Source organism: Methylobacterium sp. CM6247, from assembly GCF_054817925.1.
This window is the reverse complement of sequence record NZ_JBTXKX010000003.1, coordinates 3,636,065-3,651,430: the sequence shown is the minus strand read 5'-3', so window position 1 is coordinate 3,651,430 and position 15,366 is coordinate 3,636,065. Positions and strand designations below refer to the sequence as shown.

Sequence of the window (15,366 nt, the reverse complement as noted above, 5' to 3'; positions counted from 1 at the left end):
AGCGCACGGGCCTAGGCTACTGTGTTGCGGGCGATCGATGTGGATCGGCGCACCTCTGTCACGCTCCCGACCTGCGCAGGGTGTTCGACGGCGAGCCGGCGACCTATCTCCCGGATGGAACCGATGACCCCCACGCTCTGCGGATCCGCCAGAGCTCATGGGTCCGAGGCGCAGGACAGGGATACGGGATTGATGACGTCGCACGGAGACTGGAAGATTCCCTCCGCCGTGCAGCCCAAGGCCGGCGATTACGCGTACGATCTCGACAGGGCCCTTTCGGCCATGGTGTCGCTCTCCACGCGCATCCCGCCCGAGGCGTTCACGGCGGAAACCCTGGGGACGGAACGCGCCGGGAACGGCGTGGTGATCCGCGAGGACGGCCTCGTCCTCACCATCGGCTACCTCGTCACCGAGGCGGAGAGCGTCTGGATGACCACCCATGACGGGCGCTCGGTCCCGGGCCACGTGGTCGGCTTCGATGCCGTGACCGGGTTCGGCCTCGTCCAGGCATTGGGCGATCTGCGGCTGCCGCCGCTTCCCATCGGGCGCTCGGAGAGCCTGAAGATCGGAGACAAGGCCGTGGTGGCCGGGGCTGGGGGACGCACGCGCAGCGTCGCCGCCAAGCTGATCGCCCGGCAGGAATTCGCCGGCTACTGGGAATACGTCCTCGACGAGGCCCTGTTCACCGCGCCGTCTCACCCGCATTGGGGCGGTACGGCTTTGATCGGCCCGGCGGGCGACCTCCTCGGCATCGGCTCCCTGCAGCTCCAGCAGGGCGGGACCGAGGGTCCGAAGGCGATCAACCTCGTCGTTCCCATCGACCTCCTGCCACCGATCCTCGAGGACCTGACCACACGCGGGCGGGCGGACCGGCCGACCCGGCCCTGGCTCGGCCTCTATGCCAGCGACAATGACGGCGCGGTGGTGGTGATGGGCCTGGCCGATGACGGGCCCGCCGAGAGCGCGGACCTGCGCGTGGGCGACGTGCTCGCCGCTGTCGCGGGCGAGCCGGTGGAGGATCTCGCCGGGTTCTTCCGCCAGATCTGGGCGCTGGGCGAGGCCGGGGTGCGGGTCCCTCTCACGATCGAGCGGGAGGGACGCCCGATCAAGCTGACCGTGACGTCGAGCGACCGCGAACGCTTCCTCGTCTCGCCGCAGCTGCATTGATCGGGGCGGGTCACGGGTCTATCCCGTGACCATGACGGACCGAGCAGACACTTCCCCCATCCATATCGTCGGCGGCGGCCTCGCCGGGTCGGAGGCCGCCTGGCAGATCGCCGAGAGCGGTCATCCTGTTGTTCTCCACGAGATGCGGCCTGTGCGCGGCACGGAGGCGCATAAGAGCCGGGATCTCGCCGAGCTCGTCTGCTCGAATTCGTTCCGCTCGGACGATGCCAACGGCAACGCCGTCGGCCTGTTGCACCAGGAAATGCGGACGCTCGGGTCGCTGATCCTGCGCGCGGCCGATGCCAATCAGGTCCCGGCCGGCGGGGCGCTGGCCGTTGACCGCGACGGGTTCGCCGCTGCCGTCACCGCCGCCCTGGAGGCACAGCCCCTCGTCACGATCGAACGCGAGGAGATCGAGGGCCTGCCGCCGGAGGAATGGGGCCGGACCATCATCGCCACCGGCCCCCTCACTTCGCCAGCCCTGGCGCAGGCGATCCGCGTGCTCACCGGCGCCGAGGCCCTCGCCTTTTTCGATGCCATCGCACCCATCGTCCACCGCGACTCCATCGACATGGACAAGGCGTGGTTCCAGTCGCGCTACGACAAGGTCGGCCCCGGCGGCACGGGGGCGGACTACATCAACTGCCCGATGAACCGCGAACAGTACGATGCCTTCATCCAGGCGCTGATCGAGGGCGACAAGATCGGTTTCAAGGAATGGGAGGCGACCACCCCCTATTTCGATGGCTGCCTGCCGATCGAGGTCATGGCCGAGCGCGGCCCCGAGACGCTGCGTCACGGCCCGATGAAGCCCGTCGGCCTCACCAACCCGCACGACCCCACCGTGAAGGCCTGCGCTATCGTCCAGCTGCGTCAGGACAACGCGTTGGGCACGCTCTACAACATGGTCGGCTTCCAGACGAAGCTGACCTATTCCGAACAGGTCCGGGTGTTCCGCACGATTCCCGGCCTTGAGAACGCGGAATTCGCGCGTCTCGGTGGGCTGCACCGCAACACATATCTCGACTCGCCCCGTCTCCTCGACGCGACGCTCCGCCTGAAGGCACGCCCGAGCTTGCGCTTCGCCGGCCAGATCACCGGTTGCGAGGGGTATGTCGAGAGCGCCGCCATCGGCCTCATGGCCGGGCGCTTCGCCGTGGCCGAGGCCCGCGGTGACACGCTGGAGCCGCTGCCCGCCACGACGGCGCTGGGTGCCCTCATCGGCCATATCACCGGCGGCCACATCGCCACCGAGGATGCCGGCGCGCCGCGCTCGTTCCAGCCGATGAACGTCAATTTCGGCCTGTTTCCGCCGCTCGCCCATTCTCCGAAGGGAGAGGGCGGCAAGCGCTTGAAGGGGCCGGAAAAGGCGGTGGCGAAGAAACGCGCCTATACCGACCGGGCACGGGCCGATCTGGCCGCCTGGATGGGACATGACACCGGGCAGATCGCAGCGGAATAGGCCATGATCCGGGGCTCGGGATGGTTCTTAGGCAAACTTGCAGGGCCTTTGCGGTAAGCGATTCGTTTCGACGACCGACAAATTCATTCTTATCCAAGCTGCCAAATCCAGGCATATTGCGAGAATACACTTAGGGGAACGGGATCGATTTATGGATCCATCCATGATGACGAAGAACCAAAAATTAGTCTGAGGGGAGCTATCGATACCTAATCGATCCCTCCTTTCGTTCCGGTGTCATGTCTTTCGGATCCTCGCCTCACCTTGCCACGCATCCAGCACTGGTCGCCCAGGCGGAGTTTGGCCGGATTCCCGGCACCGTGTCTCGTTCGGGATCGTTCGGTCGGAGTGCGCTCCTGATCGCCGCCTGTGCGATCGGCCTTGCCGGATGCGTGTCTGCGGAGGAGCAGCGGAAGCTCGATCTCGGTCAGTGCTCCGGTTACGGGTTCGCCCCTGATTCCGAAGGATTCGCGACCTGCATGATGAACATCGACCGGGACCGCCAGCACATGCGGGCCGAGCGGAATCTCCAGATTCAGGCCGATCTCGCCGCGCAGAACCGCGAGCGCGAAGCCCGCGCGGATCTCTACAAGGCTCTCAGCCAGCAGCGCGTCGGCGACAAAACCTTATCGGTCTGCAATGCCGCTTCCGGCGGCGGCTTCGATGCCCGGACGGGGTATTGGTACGGCAAGGATTGTCGGAGCCGCTGAGGCTCGTAGGCCGTCCGACCCGTTCAGACCGGATCCAGCGAGAAGATCCGTCGGCCCGGCCGATGCCCCTCGTCGCCGGTATCGCGAAAGCCGGTCTTGAGCAGCAGCCCGCGAGAGGCTGCGTTCTCAGGCCGGCATTCGGCGACGATGAAGCGGTGGGGAAAGCGCTTGCGCAGAATCGCGACGACGCCGGCGACTGCTTCACTGCCGTAGCCTCGGCCGCGGGCGGCGCCGCCGACCCAATATCCGATTTCGACCGCGTGTTCTCCGCGCAGATGGACGCCGATCACCGCCACGAGAACGCCATCGGCCTTGGCCCCGAGAAAGCAATCCTTCACCGGCTTGCCGCTGCCGATGAGGCGGCGGGCGTGGTCGAGAGTGAAGGGGGTTGGCAGGAAATCCACCACTCCGGTGATGGCCGGGTCGTCGGTCAGCGCGCGGACCGCCTCTGCATCCGCCTGGACCAGCGGTGCGATCCGCAGGCGCTCCGTCGCCTGCGCGGGCAGGTTCGACAGGGAGTAGCGCGAGGCGAGCGTGCGAAAGAACATGGATTCGACGTGGGGCCACGACGCGCCAAGAGCAAGATACAACGAGGCCGGAGAACGCCTTCGGCAGGGGATCGCTACCAAAAAAGAAACCCGCCCCGGCATGGCCGGGACGGGTTCCGTCGAGATCGGTCTCTCGCCGGTCCTACGGATGGATGACCATCGCGGTGAACGGATAGACGTAGGCCTGCAGCATCACGAGGCCGCCGACTAGGCAGGCCAGCACGATCGAGTGCCAGAACACGAAGCGCAGGATCTTGCCCTCCTGGCCGAAATAGCCGGTGGCGGTGGAGGCGACGACGATGGACTGGGCGTCGATCATCTTGCCCATGACGCCGCCCGACGAGTTCGCCGAAGCCATGAGGATGCCCGACAGACCGAGCTGCTCCGAGGTGATCTTCTGCAGGCCGCCGAACAGCACGTTCGAGGCCGTGTCCGATCCCGTCAGCGCCACGCCGAGCCAGCCCAGCAGGGTGCCGAAGAACGGGTAGAGGATGCCGGTTCCGGCGAAAGCCAGGCCCAGGGTCGCGTCCACGCCGGCGTAGCGGGTGAGGACGCCCAGAGCCAGCATCGCCGAGATGGTGATGAGCGAGTAGCGCAGCACCCAGATGGTCTCGATGTAGGCCGTCACCAGACGCCACGGCGAGAACCGCATGAGCAGGCCCGACAGGATGGCGGCGAACAGCACACCGGTGCCGGTATAGGACATGTAGGTGAAGGCGAAGACGGCGGCTTCCGGATGGGCGGTCGCCACGACCGGCGGCACCTTCATGATGACGTTGTGCAGGCCCGGCACTTCGTAGCGCCAGGTGAAGATCGGGTTGACGATGGCCTTGAACCAGCCCGTGCCCCAGATCGCGACGATCACCGAGAGGATGATCCACGGCACCCAGGCCATCAGGATCTCGGAGGAGGAGGCGGTGCGGGCACCGGCGCCCGTGGGGGCCACTTTGGCGCCACCCTCGGCGGTGACGAAGCCGATGGAGGGATCGTTGCCGCGCAGTGCCGGCGAGGTCCAGATCGTGGCCGGGCGCCAGAACTTCAGGAACAGGACCAGGGCGCCCATGGAGACGAGGGCGGCACCGATATCGACGATCCACGGGTTGACGTAGTTCGAAATGCCGAACTGGGCCAGCGCGAACGAGCCGCCGCAGACCAGGATGGCGGGCCAGATCTGGACCATGCCGCGGAAGCCCGCGAACACCCAGATCAGCCAGAACGGCACCAGCACCGAGAAGAACGGCAGCTGGCGGCCGATCATGGCGCCGAGGATGTAGGGATCATAGCCGGTCACCGAGGCGAGGCCCTGGATCGGGGCGCCGAGGGCGCCATAAGCCACGGGCGCGGTGTTGGCGATGAGCGACAGGCCCGAGGCGGCGAGCGGCGAGAAGCCGAGGCCGATCAGGATCGCGCCGGTGACGGCCACCGGGGTGCCGAAGCCGCCGGCTCCCTCGAAGAACGCGCCGAAGGCGAAGGCGACGAGGAGGAGCTGAAGCCGCCGGTCGGTGGTGATGCCGGCCACGGATTGCTGCAGCGTGGCGAACCAGCCCTTCTCCACCGTGAGACGGTAGAGGAAAATGACGTTGAGGATGATCCAGCCGATCGGGAACAGCCCGAGCGCCACGCCATAGGCGGAAGCGCGGGTGGCCAGATCCGCCGGCATGCCGAACAGGAAGACGGCGACGCAGAAGGCCAGGACCAGGGACAGAACGGCCGCGATATGGGCCTTCACTTTGCCGCTGGCGATCATGCCGAGCAGGGCGATGACCGGTAGGGATGCGGCAAGCGTCGAGAGCCATGGGCTCCCAAAGGGATCGTAGACCTGGTTCCACGTATTCACGGGCGTCGCGCTCCTCGGTGAGCCCGATCTCTCGTCGGGCCCTTGACATCGTAGCTAGCAGAGCAGTGGAGCGGGCTCAACGCGAAGAATCTTGTATTCAGATCATGTTGCGCGCGTGCTTCGCTTTCTGTCCGCCAAGACCGAAGACGCTCGGAAACGGCAGGACGTCTCTTTCGAAACGCAAGCGGAGCCGTCCCATAACGCAAGCGGAGCCGTTCCAAAACGCAAGCGGAGCCGTTCCAAAACGTAAGCGAAGCGGCCGTGCGACCTGTCGCAGCCTCGGAACATGAGGGTGGGGAGACCGTTCCCGTTGGTATCCTCCATACCGGCGATACGGAGATCAACCTATGTTTATGCGCGTCGACAAGCTACAAGCCGAGCTTCCCGCACCCAAAAGGAAAGATCCGAACGCCGCCGCTGCCCTGCAGGAACTGCTAGGCGGCAAATATGGTGAGATGTCGACTCTTGGGAACTACATGTTCCAGAGTTTCAATTTCCGCAGCAAATCTAAGCTGAAGCCATTCTATAGCTTGGTGGCGGCCATCACCGCCGAGGAATTGGGCCATGTGGAGCTCGTAAGCAACGGCGTTGCGATGCTCAATAACGGCCCCGATAATGACGGCGACGAGAAGGATGGTGGCGACATCTCCAAGGCGCCGTTCGAGGACATGAAGGATATCCGGCTCGCGGCCGCGTTCCTGTCGAATGGCGGCGGCGTAACGCCGGTCAACAGCAACGGCGCATCCTGGAACAACGACTTCATTACGACGACCGGCAACGTCGTCGTCGACCTGCTCCACAATTTCCATCTGGAATGCGGCGCTCGCCTGCACAAGCTGCGCGTTTACGAGACCCTGACCGACCCGACGGGCCGTGAGGTCTGCGGCTACCTGCTGGTGCGCGGTTCCGTTCACGCCCATGCCTACGCCTTGGCGCTGAAAAAGATCACCGGCGTGGAGATCGAGAAGTTCCTGCCGACACCGAACATCAACCTCGACAAGATTCCCGAGTGTCAGAAGTACCTGCAGGAGGGTTCGCACCGCCGGCTCTACACGTTCAGCCCGGGTGACTACACCGAGATGGCCGGCATCTGGGGCAATGGCGAGATGGCTCTGCCGGGCGACCCGCCGGGCGAACTCAGCGTCGTCGAGGGCATGCCCGAGGGCGGCAAGATCCACCAGCTCACCGGTGTCCCCTCGGCCTTCACACCGGATTATGCTCCGGAGGAGATGTTCGAAATCGCCGAGAAGCTGACCAAGAAGGCCCGCTGAGGTCAAACTCGATCGACCGCCTCTGCTGCATCCCGGGGCCGCTCAGCGGAGCCCGGGATGCAGAACCCAGGTCGTTAGACATCGGACTCTGGCAGAGCTCTGGATTGCACGGTTCTGGTGCGGATCTCTGCTTTTGGATGAGCCTGCAGTACCCCCGGAATGATCGGGACGATGTTCGCCGCGTCCCGGCTCTACGAGGAAGAATACCCAGCGTTCTTCGGGAGCCCTGGGTTCAACCCCGCCGCGATCCCCGCCACAGCCGCCACAAGCGACGCCAGCGCGGCAGCGCGATGACGGTGTTGAGCGGGTCGTAGCCCGGCCGCTCCATCATCGCGAGGCTGGGTTCGACCAATGCAGTGGGCAGGAAGGCCGGCAAGGCGGCGGGCGCGATGGTCGTGCGCGCTGTCTCGAAAGCCTCGAGATGTCGGCGCGCCAGAGCCCGAAGGTCGGCCGTCGCGCCGAGAAGGCCCGGGCCTCCCCGTCCCGTGACGATGTCCTCGCGGGTGACGCCATGGTCCTTCAAGATGTCGGCCGGTAGATAGACCTGTCCGTTGCGGGCGTGCCAGGGCAGGGCCCGCAAGAGGCCGGCGACGCCATAGGCAACGCCCGCATGCCCCGCCGCGGCAGCTCCGCCCGGCTCGGCGCCATCGCACAGGACGAGCCCGCCAAGGCGGATGAGCGAGGAGGCGGTCTCGCCGCAATAGCCTTCGAGATCGTTTATCCGGGGCATCGGGTCGTCATAGAGATCGAAGACGCGGGCATCGATCAGATCGACGAAGGGCTGGCGCCCGAGCCGGCGCTTGACGATGGCATCGTCGAGGGCGGCGGCGACGGGGTTGGCCTTCACATCCCCCCTCGCCTCTCCCTGGAGTGCATCGCGCCACCATTGCAGGCGGATCTCGCCCGCCACCGGATTGGTGACGGCGTCGCGCACGCGAGCAATGGTGAGGCTGAAGGCGGCGAGCGCGAAGAGATGCGGCCGGTACGCTACGGGGGCGAACAACGTCGCGAAATAGCGGTCGGGATCACCCTCCCGGACCAGTGCCTCGCAATGCTCGAACGCGAAGGCGAGAGGGTCGGCCGTTCCGGGGCTGGTCTCGGTCTTCGTCACGCGACCGCGATCAGGGCAGTGGCGACCTTGCGGTTCTCCGCCATCAGGATGTTGTAGGTCCGCGCGGCCGCTCCCGTCTGCATCACATCGAGGCCAATGCCGTTATCCTTGAGCCATCGCCGCAGCGTATCGGGAAAGGGGGCGATGTCGAGGCCGGTGCCGATGAGGAGGAGCTCCACCGCCCCCGCCTCGGCAACGACGGGACGCAGGGCGTCCCGGTCGATCTCTTTCGCCTGCGTGACGTCCCAGGCCCTGATGCCGCTCGGCGTCACCAGGATCGAGCCACGATGCGACATGTCGGCAAAGCGGAAGCCGCCATTGCCGTAGGCGTCGATGAGATGGCGCCCTGGAACGAAACCGTCGTGCAGGCTGCCGTCCGCCATCGTTACTCCGCCGCCTGGGGCACGCGACCGCCGGTGGGGCGGTTCTGGGATTTCACGCCCGACAGCATCAGGCCGAGATAGATCAGGACCGGCGTCGAGACGAAGATCGCCGAGTAGGTGCAGATGACCACGCCCGCCAGCATCACCACCGCGAAGCCCTGGATCGCCTCGCCGCCGAACAGGACGAGGGCCAGCAGAGAGAGGAAGGCGGAGGTGGCCGTCATCACCGTGCGTGACATGGTGGAATTGATCGACAGGTTGAGGAGTTCCACCGTGGGGATGGTCTTGTAGCGTCGCATCAACTCGCGGGTCCGGTCGAACACCACCACCGTCTCGTTGAGCGAGTAGCCCACGATGGTGAGGATGGCGGCGATCGAGGTCATGTTGAACTCGATCCGGCTGATGACGAAGATGCCGATGGTGAGCACGATGTCGTGCAGGGTGCCGACGATGGCTCCGAGCGCCAGTTCCCGCTCGAAGCGGAACCAGAGGTAGAACAGCACGGCGAGCACCGAGAGCACGACGCCGAGCGTGCCCGACTGGACGAGCTCGCCCGACACGCGCGGACCCACCGTCTCGGTGCGGCGGAACTCGTACTCCGCGTCGAAAGCGCCATGCGCCTTCTGCATCACGGCCGTCTGGCCCTGCTCGCCGGGCTGGAGCGGGAAGCGAACCAGGATCTGGCCCTGGCCGCCGAGTTCCTGCACCTCGGTCTCACCGAAGCCGAAACCGTTGGCGGTATGGCGCACGGTTCCGACATCGGCGGTGCCGGACTTGGCCTGGAGCTCCACCAGGGTGCCGCCCTTGAAGTCGATGCCGAAATTCAGGCCGACCGTCAGGAACAGGATCACCGTCCCGACCGACAGCAAGGCCGAGAGCGGGAAGGTGAAGCGCCGGAAGCGCATGAAGTCGACGTGCGACTCATCGGGCCAGAGGCGGAGCAGGCGCATGATCGGTCTCGGTCTTTCGGCAATGAGGTCGATCTGGTCGTCGAAGAGAACCCGTCCGGTTCCACCGCACGTCCGTCATTCCGGGGCGCCCGCAGGGCGAGCCCGGAATCCAGACACTCAGGTGGAGACTAGCCTGGCAATCCCGCGTGTCTGGATCCCGGGCTCCGCTTCGCGGCCCCGGGATGACGGGATTGTGTTTCGGATGGACGGATCACTCGAAAACCGGATCGGGCTCCTCTCGCAAACTGTGAATGCTCGGACGGACTTCAGAACGGCAAAGCCTTGGGTCGGGCGTAGTTGTACCACAGGGCGATCATCATGCGGGTCAGCGTCACCGCCGTGATGACGGTGGTGAGGATGCCGAGGATGAACACCACGGCGAAGCCCTTCACCGGACCGGAGCCGAGGAAGAACAGGATCACGGCGGCGATGGCCATGGTCGAGTTCGAATCGATGATGGTGGCGAAGGCCTTGTCGAAGCCGGCCTGCAGGGCCGAGACGATGGAGCGCCCCGCCCTCACCTCTTCGCGCACGCGCTCGTAGATCAGCACGTTGGAATCCACCGCCGTGCCGATGGTGAGCACGATGCCGGCGATGCCCGGCAGGGTCATGGTCGCCTCCAGCACCGACATCAGGCCGAGGATGAGACCCACATGGACGAGGAGCGCGATGTTGGCGAAGAAGCCGAACACCCCGTAGGTGGCGAACATGAAAATGATGACGAGGGCGCCCGCGACCAGGGTCGCCTTCTTGCCGGCCTCAATGGAATCGTTGCCGAGGCCGGGGCCGACCACGCGGCGCTCGACGACGGTGAGCTTGGCGGGAAGCGCACCGGCGCGCAGCAGGATCGAGAGGTCGTTGGCCTGCTTGACGGTGAAGTTGCCGGTGATCTGGCCCGAACCGCCGGTGATCGGCGTGTTGATGCGCGGCGCCGACACCACCTCGTTGTCGAGGACGATGGCCATGCGGCGGCCGACATTCTCCGAGGTCGCCTGGCCGAAGCGCTGGGCGCCCTTCAGGTTGAACTTGAAGCTCACCATAGGCTCGTGGCTCTGCTGGTCGAAGGCCGGCTGCGCATCGGTGAGATCGCCGCCATCGGCCATGACCCGACGCTCGACCGGTACCTTGCCGCCGCCTTCGTCCTTGTTGGTCAGCATGTCCACGTCGCCGGAGGGCGAATCGGCGAGCATGCGGAATTCGAGCTTGGCGGTCTTGCCGAGCTGATCCTCGAGCTGCTGCGGGTCCTGCAAGCCGGGAACCTGGACGAGGACGCGGTCGGCCCCTTGCTGCTGGATCGAGGGTTCCTTGGTGCCGCCGAAATCGATGCGGCGGCGAATGACCTCGATGGCCTGGGTCACGGCCCGGCGGGTACGGTCGGTGAGGCCGGCATCGGTGAGCGTGAGCTGGATCGTGCCGTCCGGCCGCTCCGCCACGTCGAGGGTCTGGCCGCCGGCCTGCGCCACCATGGCGTTGGAGATCGGCTGGGACAGTTCGCGCAGCTTGGGCAAAGCCTTGGCGCGGTTGGCCGGATCGGAGATGCGGACCTGGACGCCGCGCGGGATCACCTGGATGCCGCCTTCGGGGGTGACGTTGGCTTCACGCAGGGTGCGACGAACGTCGTCACGCAGGCCCGTCGTTTGCGAGCGGATCAGATCGGTCTGGTCGATCTCGAGGAGGATCTGCGAACCGCCCTGGAGGTCGAGACCCAGCACGATGGCCCGCTGGGGTACGATCCAGCTCGGGAACCAGCCCGGCAGCGCGGCCATGAATCCCTTGCGCTGCTCGGCCGAGAAGAAGCTCGGCACGGCGAGACTCAGGCCGATCAGGATGACGGCCAGCGTCGCGACGATCTTGGTTCTCGAAAAGCGCAGCATCCGCCAGTCCCGTTTCTTCTTATGGTGCCGATGCTTGCATCGGCCCCTTCAAGCGGAGTCACAAGCTGTGTGCCGGGGCGCGGACCATCGGTTCCGCACCACGTCTCACCGCATTCGGCTCACGCCGCTTTGACCGGCCCGCCCTTGACGCGCACTTCCGAAATCATCGTCCGGACGATCTTCACCCGCACGTTCGGGGCGATCTCGACCTCGATCTCGGACGCTTCGTCGGCCACTTTGGTGACGCGCCCGACGAGGCCGCCGGTGGTGACGATGGTGTCGTCGCGGCGCACGTTCTTCACGAGGGCCTGATGCTCCTTCACGCGGCGCTGCTGCGGGCGGAGGATCAGGAAGTACATGATGACGAAGATGAGGACGAACGGCACCACCTGCAAGGCGATGTCCGCTCCGCCAGCGGCCGAGGTGGCCCCTTGCGCGAAGGCGGGGGTAATCAAGCGGGTGACTCCTTAGCTGAACCGGTCCTCACATCGTCGCGCACGGGCCGATCTCGGCGCGTCTGGACCGGTCTAAAAGCGCGCGGACTATAGCCATGCACTAGGTGAAAGCAACGGCGCGTCTGCAGCCGGCAAGGTGCGGATCGCAGGCGCCCGATGCCGCACCCGTGATTTTCGTGCCCGATGTCCGTAATGACGCGCTCAAGCGCGTATTCCAGGAGCTTCGAGACGCCATGACCGCGACCCAACCTGCAGACCGGGAGATGATCGAGGCGATCCTGCCCGTCCTCGAGCGGATCGCCGCCGCGCTGGAGCGTTCCGCCCCGGCCGCGAAACCCGTCATCGACATGAATTCCGCCGACGCTTTCCTCTGGGGCGCCGAGTGCCGCCTCATCCCGGTGCCGCGGGTGAACAGGGTGGAGATCGATCTCCTCACCGGCATCGACCGGGCCCGTGACATTCTCGTGGACAACACTGCGCGCTTCGCCAAGGGGCTGCCCGCCAACAACGCCTTGCTCTGGGGGGCACGCGGCATGGGTAAGTCGTCGCTGGTGAAGGCGGCCCATGCCCGCATCAACGCCGAGCGGGCGGAGGGCGAACTGCCGATGAAACTGGTGGAGATCCACCGCGAGGATATCGAGACCCTTCCCGACCTGATGGCGACCCTGCGGGCGGACCGGCACCGCTGGATCGTGTTCTGTGACGACCTGTCCTTCGACGGCGACGACACCTCGTACAAGTCCCTCAAGACCGCTCTCGACGGCGGAATCGAGGGCCGGCCGGAGAACGTGCTGTTCTACGCGACCTCGAACCGGCGGCACCTGCTCGCCCGCGACATTGTGGAGAACGAGCGCTCCACGGCCATCAATCCCGGAGAGGCGGTGGAGGAAAAGGTTTCCCTCTCCGACCGGTTCGGCCTCTGGCTCGGCTTCCACAAGTGCAGCCAGGACGAGTACCTCGCCATGATCCGTGCCTATGTCGAGCGGTACGGACTGAAGGCCGACCTGGATACGGTGCGGGCCGAGGCGCTGGAATGGGCCACTACCCGCGGCTCCCGCTCGGGTCGCACGGCGTTCCAGTTCATCCAGGATCTGGCGGGGCGGTTAGGGCAGCGGCTGGAGTGAGGCTCGCCCAGACCGAGTTGAAGTGTGTGCCTCGGGATGGATGGACGGGGTATCAAACGGATCTACAAACGAAAACGGCGGCTCCTGCGAGCCGCCGTTTCTCTTTGGGTCTTGAATGCGCTCAGTTGCTGGCGAGGTGCGGCATCGGGTCGACCGGGGTCGCGCCCTTGCGGATCTCGAAGTGCAGCTGGGGCGAGGTCACGTTGCCCGAGGCGCCGGACTTGGCGATGGTCTGGCCGCGCTTGACCTTCTCGCCGGGGCGAACGTCGAGTTCGCCGTTATGGGCGTAGGCCGAGACGTAGCCGTTGGTGTGGCGAACCAGCACCAGCTTGCCGTAGCCCTTCACGTCCGAGCCGGCATAGGCGACCGTGCCGTCCTCGGCGGCCTTCACGGCCGTACCCTCGGGCACAGAGATGTTGATGCCCTCGTTGCCGCTGGTGCCGTAGCCCGAGATCACCCGGCCCTTGGCAGGCCAGCGGAACGACTGGTCGGGCTCGGCGGCGGGAGCCGCAGGTGCGACGGAGCCGGTGCTGGCGGGCTCGGCCTTCTCGGGCACGGGCGTCAGGGAAGCGACCTTGACGGGCGCGGCCTTGGCCTTCTCGGCGGCCTTGGCTTCGGCGACCTTCTTGGCCGCATCCTTGGCGGCTTCCGCCTTGGCGAGCTTGGCTTCGGCTTCCGCAGCCTTGCGGGCGGCCTCGGCCTTCGCCTTGGCGGGATCGACCTTCGGTGTCTCGGCCTTGGCCACCTCGACGGGCTTCTTCACCTCGGCGAGTTTCTTGGTCTCCGCGAGCTTCTTCGCATCGGCCGCGAGCTTGGCGTCGGCGAGTTTCTTGGTCTCCACGGCCCGCTTGGCCTCGGACACCTTGTTCGCCTCGGCGATCTTCCTGGCTTCCGTAGCCGTCCTGGCTTCGGCTACCGCCTTGGCGGCGGCTTCCTTGCGGGCCGCTTCCTGACGGACGCTGTCCTGGCGAGCGGCCTCCGCACGGGCAGCCTCTGCACGAGCCTTCGCTTCCGCTGCCTTGGCGCCGGCATTGAGCGGGAGACGGGCCGGGGGTGCGGCAGGCACGGTGCGCGGGGTCGCGACCATGCCGCGGCCGGCATCCGGATTCATGCCCGCGGGATTCATTCCCGAGGGGTTCATGCCGGACACCATCCCGGAGTTCGGCGCGGTGGAAGCGACACGGCCCGTGGCCATGGGAGGCGTCGCCGCCAGCGGACGCGGCGACATCGGCGCGCCGAGTGACTGCGACTGGATCCTGGAGGTGCGCACCGCCGGGGCGGCAGGCATCTCGCCCTCCTCGGGCAAGCTGCCCGTGGCGCTGGGCTCACTTGAAATGTTGGAGGCGAAGGGGTTCCCGAAGGGGTCGCCCAACCGCGACGCATCGGTGGAGCATCCGGCAGCACTGCCGCCGATCACACCGATGAGCGCGAAACGCGACAGCGTCCTCAACCCTAGACCAGTCCCGCGAACCCGCATCGACGCACCTGTTTGCCTGACGCAACTTGATGACGTCATTCAAACGGGATTCAGGTTAAACAACCGTTCCCGTTCACCACGTTTTCGACACCGAAGGAACTTTCCGAGGGCCGGAGTTCCATGGCCGGTTCAGGTTCGAATGGCCTTGGGGAGCGATAAGATCGTGTCTGATCAAAGGTTTGGCGCCTCCCCTCGTAGACCCAGCTCCTCGCTTTGGCGAAGCGAGGTCTTTCGTCAAAGAATGAACGCCCTGCCGTCTGTCAGGGGCGCCAGCCTTAATCCGCTGCCGAACCCTTCGCTGATGCGACCGTCCCGATCCCGGTCGATGAAGGCCAGCCGGCTACCGCTCCCGTAGCCGAGGGCGCCGACGAGACGGCCGCCGGGCAGCAGGGCGGCCGCGAGATGCTCGGGGAAGGCTGGCAGGGTCCCGTTGACGAGGATACGGTCGAAGCCGCCCTCCCCGGCCGATGCGGGATCGAGGCCGTCACCCGTCTCGATACGGGCGATCACCCGGTCCTCCGGGTCGAGGGCGGAGACGGCGTCCTCGGCCAGCGTCGCATAGCGCTCGACGCTCAGGATCGCGGCGGCGCCGAGACGGATCAGCAGAGCGGTGACGTAACCGGAGCCGGTGCCGATCTCGAGAATGCGGGTGCCGGGCTTCACCTTCAACGCGGTCAGCATGGCGGCAACGACGGTGGGCGCCGACATAGTCTGGCCGCAGGGTAGCGGCAGGGCGATGTCGCGCCGGGCCAGATCCCGGTGCCCTTCAGGGGCGAATCGGGCACGGGGCACGCGCTCCATGGCGCGCAACGTGTCGGTGTCGCGCACGCCAAGACCGCGCAGGGCCATGACGAAGGCGGCATCCTCGACCGAGCCCTCCATCGTCACCAGCTGTGCCTCATGGCCGTGTTCGATCGTTCCGTGGCTTGGATCGTCCGCGGTCCCGCACAGGGGCGCTGGGGCGTGATAGCGCTTGCGCCGTGCGAAGACCGGGATT

The 15,366-nt window shown here is 66.3% G+C and carries 14 protein-coding genes; 5 read left to right on the top strand and 9 right to left on the bottom strand.

Features of this window, described 5'->3' with window-relative positions:
- Positions 1-192: 192 nt before the first annotated feature.
- The 3 genes from ACYQOP_RS18100 (at position 193) to ACYQOP_RS18090 (ending at position 3,339) form a co-directional block, all read left to right on the top strand.
- Positions 193-1,167, top strand: coding sequence for a S1C family serine protease (locus ACYQOP_RS18100; protein WP_207411991.1), 975 nt, complete (start codon positions 193-195; stop codon positions 1,165-1,167).
- Between the two features lie 31 nt (positions 1,168-1,198).
- A complete protein-coding gene (gene trmFO, locus ACYQOP_RS18095; protein ID WP_461223337.1) occupies positions 1,199-2,629 on the top strand; it encodes a methylenetetrahydrofolate--tRNA-(uracil(54)-C(5))-methyltransferase (FADH(2)-oxidizing) TrmFO in 1,431 nt (476 codons plus the stop codon).
- Positions 2,630-2,868: 239 nt separating this feature from the next.
- On the top strand, positions 2,869-3,339 hold the full coding sequence (locus ACYQOP_RS18090) for a hypothetical protein (protein ID WP_461223336.1): 471 nt from the start codon (positions 2,869-2,871) through the stop codon (positions 3,337-3,339).
- A gap of 23 nt (positions 3,340-3,362) precedes the next feature.
- On the opposite strand, the gene ACYQOP_RS18085 is transcribed toward ACYQOP_RS18090, so the two are convergent.
- Positions 3,363-3,887 carry a GNAT family N-acetyltransferase gene (locus ACYQOP_RS18085; protein WP_461223335.1) on the bottom strand — a complete coding sequence of 175 codons (525 nt, stop codon included), beginning with the start codon at positions 3,885-3,887 and terminating at the stop codon, positions 3,363-3,365.
- Between the two features lie 142 nt (positions 3,888-4,029).
- The gene (locus ACYQOP_RS18080; protein ID WP_056424236.1) at positions 4,030-5,724 is read right to left on the bottom strand and encodes an L-lactate permease; all 1,695 of its coding nucleotides are present in this window, start codon (positions 5,722-5,724) and stop codon (positions 4,030-4,032) included.
- 347 nt (positions 5,725-6,071) lie between these two features.
- Between ACYQOP_RS18080 and ACYQOP_RS18075 the strand changes: the two genes are divergently transcribed.
- The gene (locus ACYQOP_RS18075; protein WP_056424235.1) at positions 6,072-6,995 is read left to right on the top strand and encodes a manganese catalase family protein; all 924 of its coding nucleotides are present in this window, start codon (positions 6,072-6,074) and stop codon (positions 6,993-6,995) included.
- A 232-nt stretch (positions 6,996-7,227) separates the two neighbouring features.
- On the opposite strand, the gene ACYQOP_RS18070 is transcribed toward ACYQOP_RS18075, so the two are convergent.
- The 5 genes from ACYQOP_RS18070 to yajC all read right to left on the bottom strand — a co-directional run bounded on the left by ACYQOP_RS18070 (position 7,228) and on the right by yajC (position 11,768).
- The gene (locus ACYQOP_RS18070) at positions 7,228-8,106 is read right to left on the bottom strand and encodes a squalene/phytoene synthase family protein (RefSeq protein WP_207411995.1); all 879 of its coding nucleotides are present in this window, start codon (positions 8,104-8,106) and stop codon (positions 7,228-7,230) included.
- A complete protein-coding gene (locus tag ACYQOP_RS18065; RefSeq protein WP_056424231.1) occupies positions 8,103-8,489 on the bottom strand; it encodes an Mth938-like domain-containing protein in 387 nt (128 codons plus the stop codon). The genes ACYQOP_RS18070 and ACYQOP_RS18065 overlap by 4 nt, the downstream gene beginning before the upstream one ends.
- Before the next feature lie 2 nt (positions 8,490-8,491).
- Positions 8,492-9,439 (bottom strand): protein translocase subunit SecF, encoded by a 948-nt coding sequence (secF, locus tag ACYQOP_RS18060; RefSeq protein WP_056424229.1) that lies wholly within the window; start codon positions 9,437-9,439, stop codon positions 8,492-8,494.
- Positions 9,440-9,705: 266 nt separating this feature from the next.
- Positions 9,706-11,313 (bottom strand): protein translocase subunit SecD, encoded by a 1,608-nt coding sequence (secD, locus tag ACYQOP_RS18055; protein WP_056424227.1) that lies wholly within the window; start codon positions 11,311-11,313, stop codon positions 9,706-9,708.
- A gap of 119 nt (positions 11,314-11,432) precedes the next feature.
- Complete coding sequence (yajC, locus tag ACYQOP_RS18050) at positions 11,433-11,768, bottom strand: preprotein translocase subunit YajC (protein ID WP_056424225.1); 336 nt, start codon at positions 11,766-11,768, stop codon at positions 11,433-11,435.
- 233 nt (positions 11,769-12,001) lie between these two features.
- On the opposite strand from yajC, the gene ACYQOP_RS18045 reads away from it, so the two are divergent.
- On the top strand, positions 12,002-12,892 hold the full coding sequence (locus tag ACYQOP_RS18045) for an ATP-binding protein (protein ID WP_461223334.1): 891 nt from the start codon (positions 12,002-12,004) through the stop codon (positions 12,890-12,892).
- 121 nt (positions 12,893-13,013) lie between these two features.
- Here the strand turns inward: ACYQOP_RS18045 and ACYQOP_RS18040 are convergent, their stop codons facing one another.
- Complete coding sequence (locus ACYQOP_RS18040; RefSeq protein ID WP_461223333.1) at positions 13,014-14,369, bottom strand: murein hydrolase activator EnvC family protein; 1,356 nt, start codon at positions 14,367-14,369, stop codon at positions 13,014-13,016.
- Positions 14,370-14,603: 234 nt separating this feature from the next.
- Positions 14,604-15,251, bottom strand: coding sequence for a protein-L-isoaspartate O-methyltransferase family protein (locus tag ACYQOP_RS18035; RefSeq protein WP_311275286.1), 648 nt, complete (start codon positions 15,249-15,251; stop codon positions 14,604-14,606).
- Between the last annotated feature and the right edge of the window lie 115 nt (positions 15,252-15,366).

What these genes read in the sequence shown, in the direction of transcription:
- ACYQOP_RS18100 (WP_207411991.1), top strand. Translation starts at nt 193, where the DNA reads ATGACGTCGCACGGAGACTGGAAGATTCCCTCCGCCGTGCAGCCCAAG.
- trmFO (WP_461223337.1), top strand. Translation starts at nt 1,199, where the DNA reads ATGACGGACCGAGCAGACACTTCCCCCATCCATATCGTCGGCGGCGGC.
- ACYQOP_RS18090 (WP_461223336.1), top strand. Translation starts at nt 2,869, where the DNA reads ATGTCTTTCGGATCCTCGCCTCACCTTGCCACGCATCCAGCACTGGTC.
- ACYQOP_RS18085 (WP_461223335.1), bottom strand. Translation starts at nt 3,887, where the DNA reads ATGTTCTTTCGCACGCTCGCCTCGCGCTACTCCCTGTCGAACCTGCCC.
- ACYQOP_RS18075 (WP_056424235.1), top strand. Translation starts at nt 6,072, where the DNA reads ATGTTTATGCGCGTCGACAAGCTACAAGCCGAGCTTCCCGCACCCAAA.
- ACYQOP_RS18065 (WP_056424231.1), bottom strand. Translation starts at nt 8,489, where the DNA reads ATGGCGGACGGCAGCCTGCACGACGGTTTCGTTCCAGGGCGCCATCTC.
- secF (WP_056424229.1), bottom strand. Translation starts at nt 9,439, where the DNA reads ATGCGCCTGCTCCGCCTCTGGCCCGATGAGTCGCACGTCGACTTCATG.
- secD (WP_056424227.1), bottom strand. Translation starts at nt 11,313, where the DNA reads ATGCTGCGCTTTTCGAGAACCAAGATCGTCGCGACGCTGGCCGTCATC.
- ACYQOP_RS18045 (WP_461223334.1), top strand. Translation starts at nt 12,002, where the DNA reads ATGACCGCGACCCAACCTGCAGACCGGGAGATGATCGAGGCGATCCTG.
- ACYQOP_RS18040 (WP_461223333.1), bottom strand. Translation starts at nt 14,369, where the DNA reads ATGCGGGTTCGCGGGACTGGTCTAGGGTTGAGGACGCTGTCGCGTTTC.
- ACYQOP_RS18035 (WP_311275286.1), bottom strand. Translation starts at nt 15,251, where the DNA reads ATGGAGGGCTCGGTCGAGGATGCCGCCTTCGTCATGGCCCTGCGCGGT.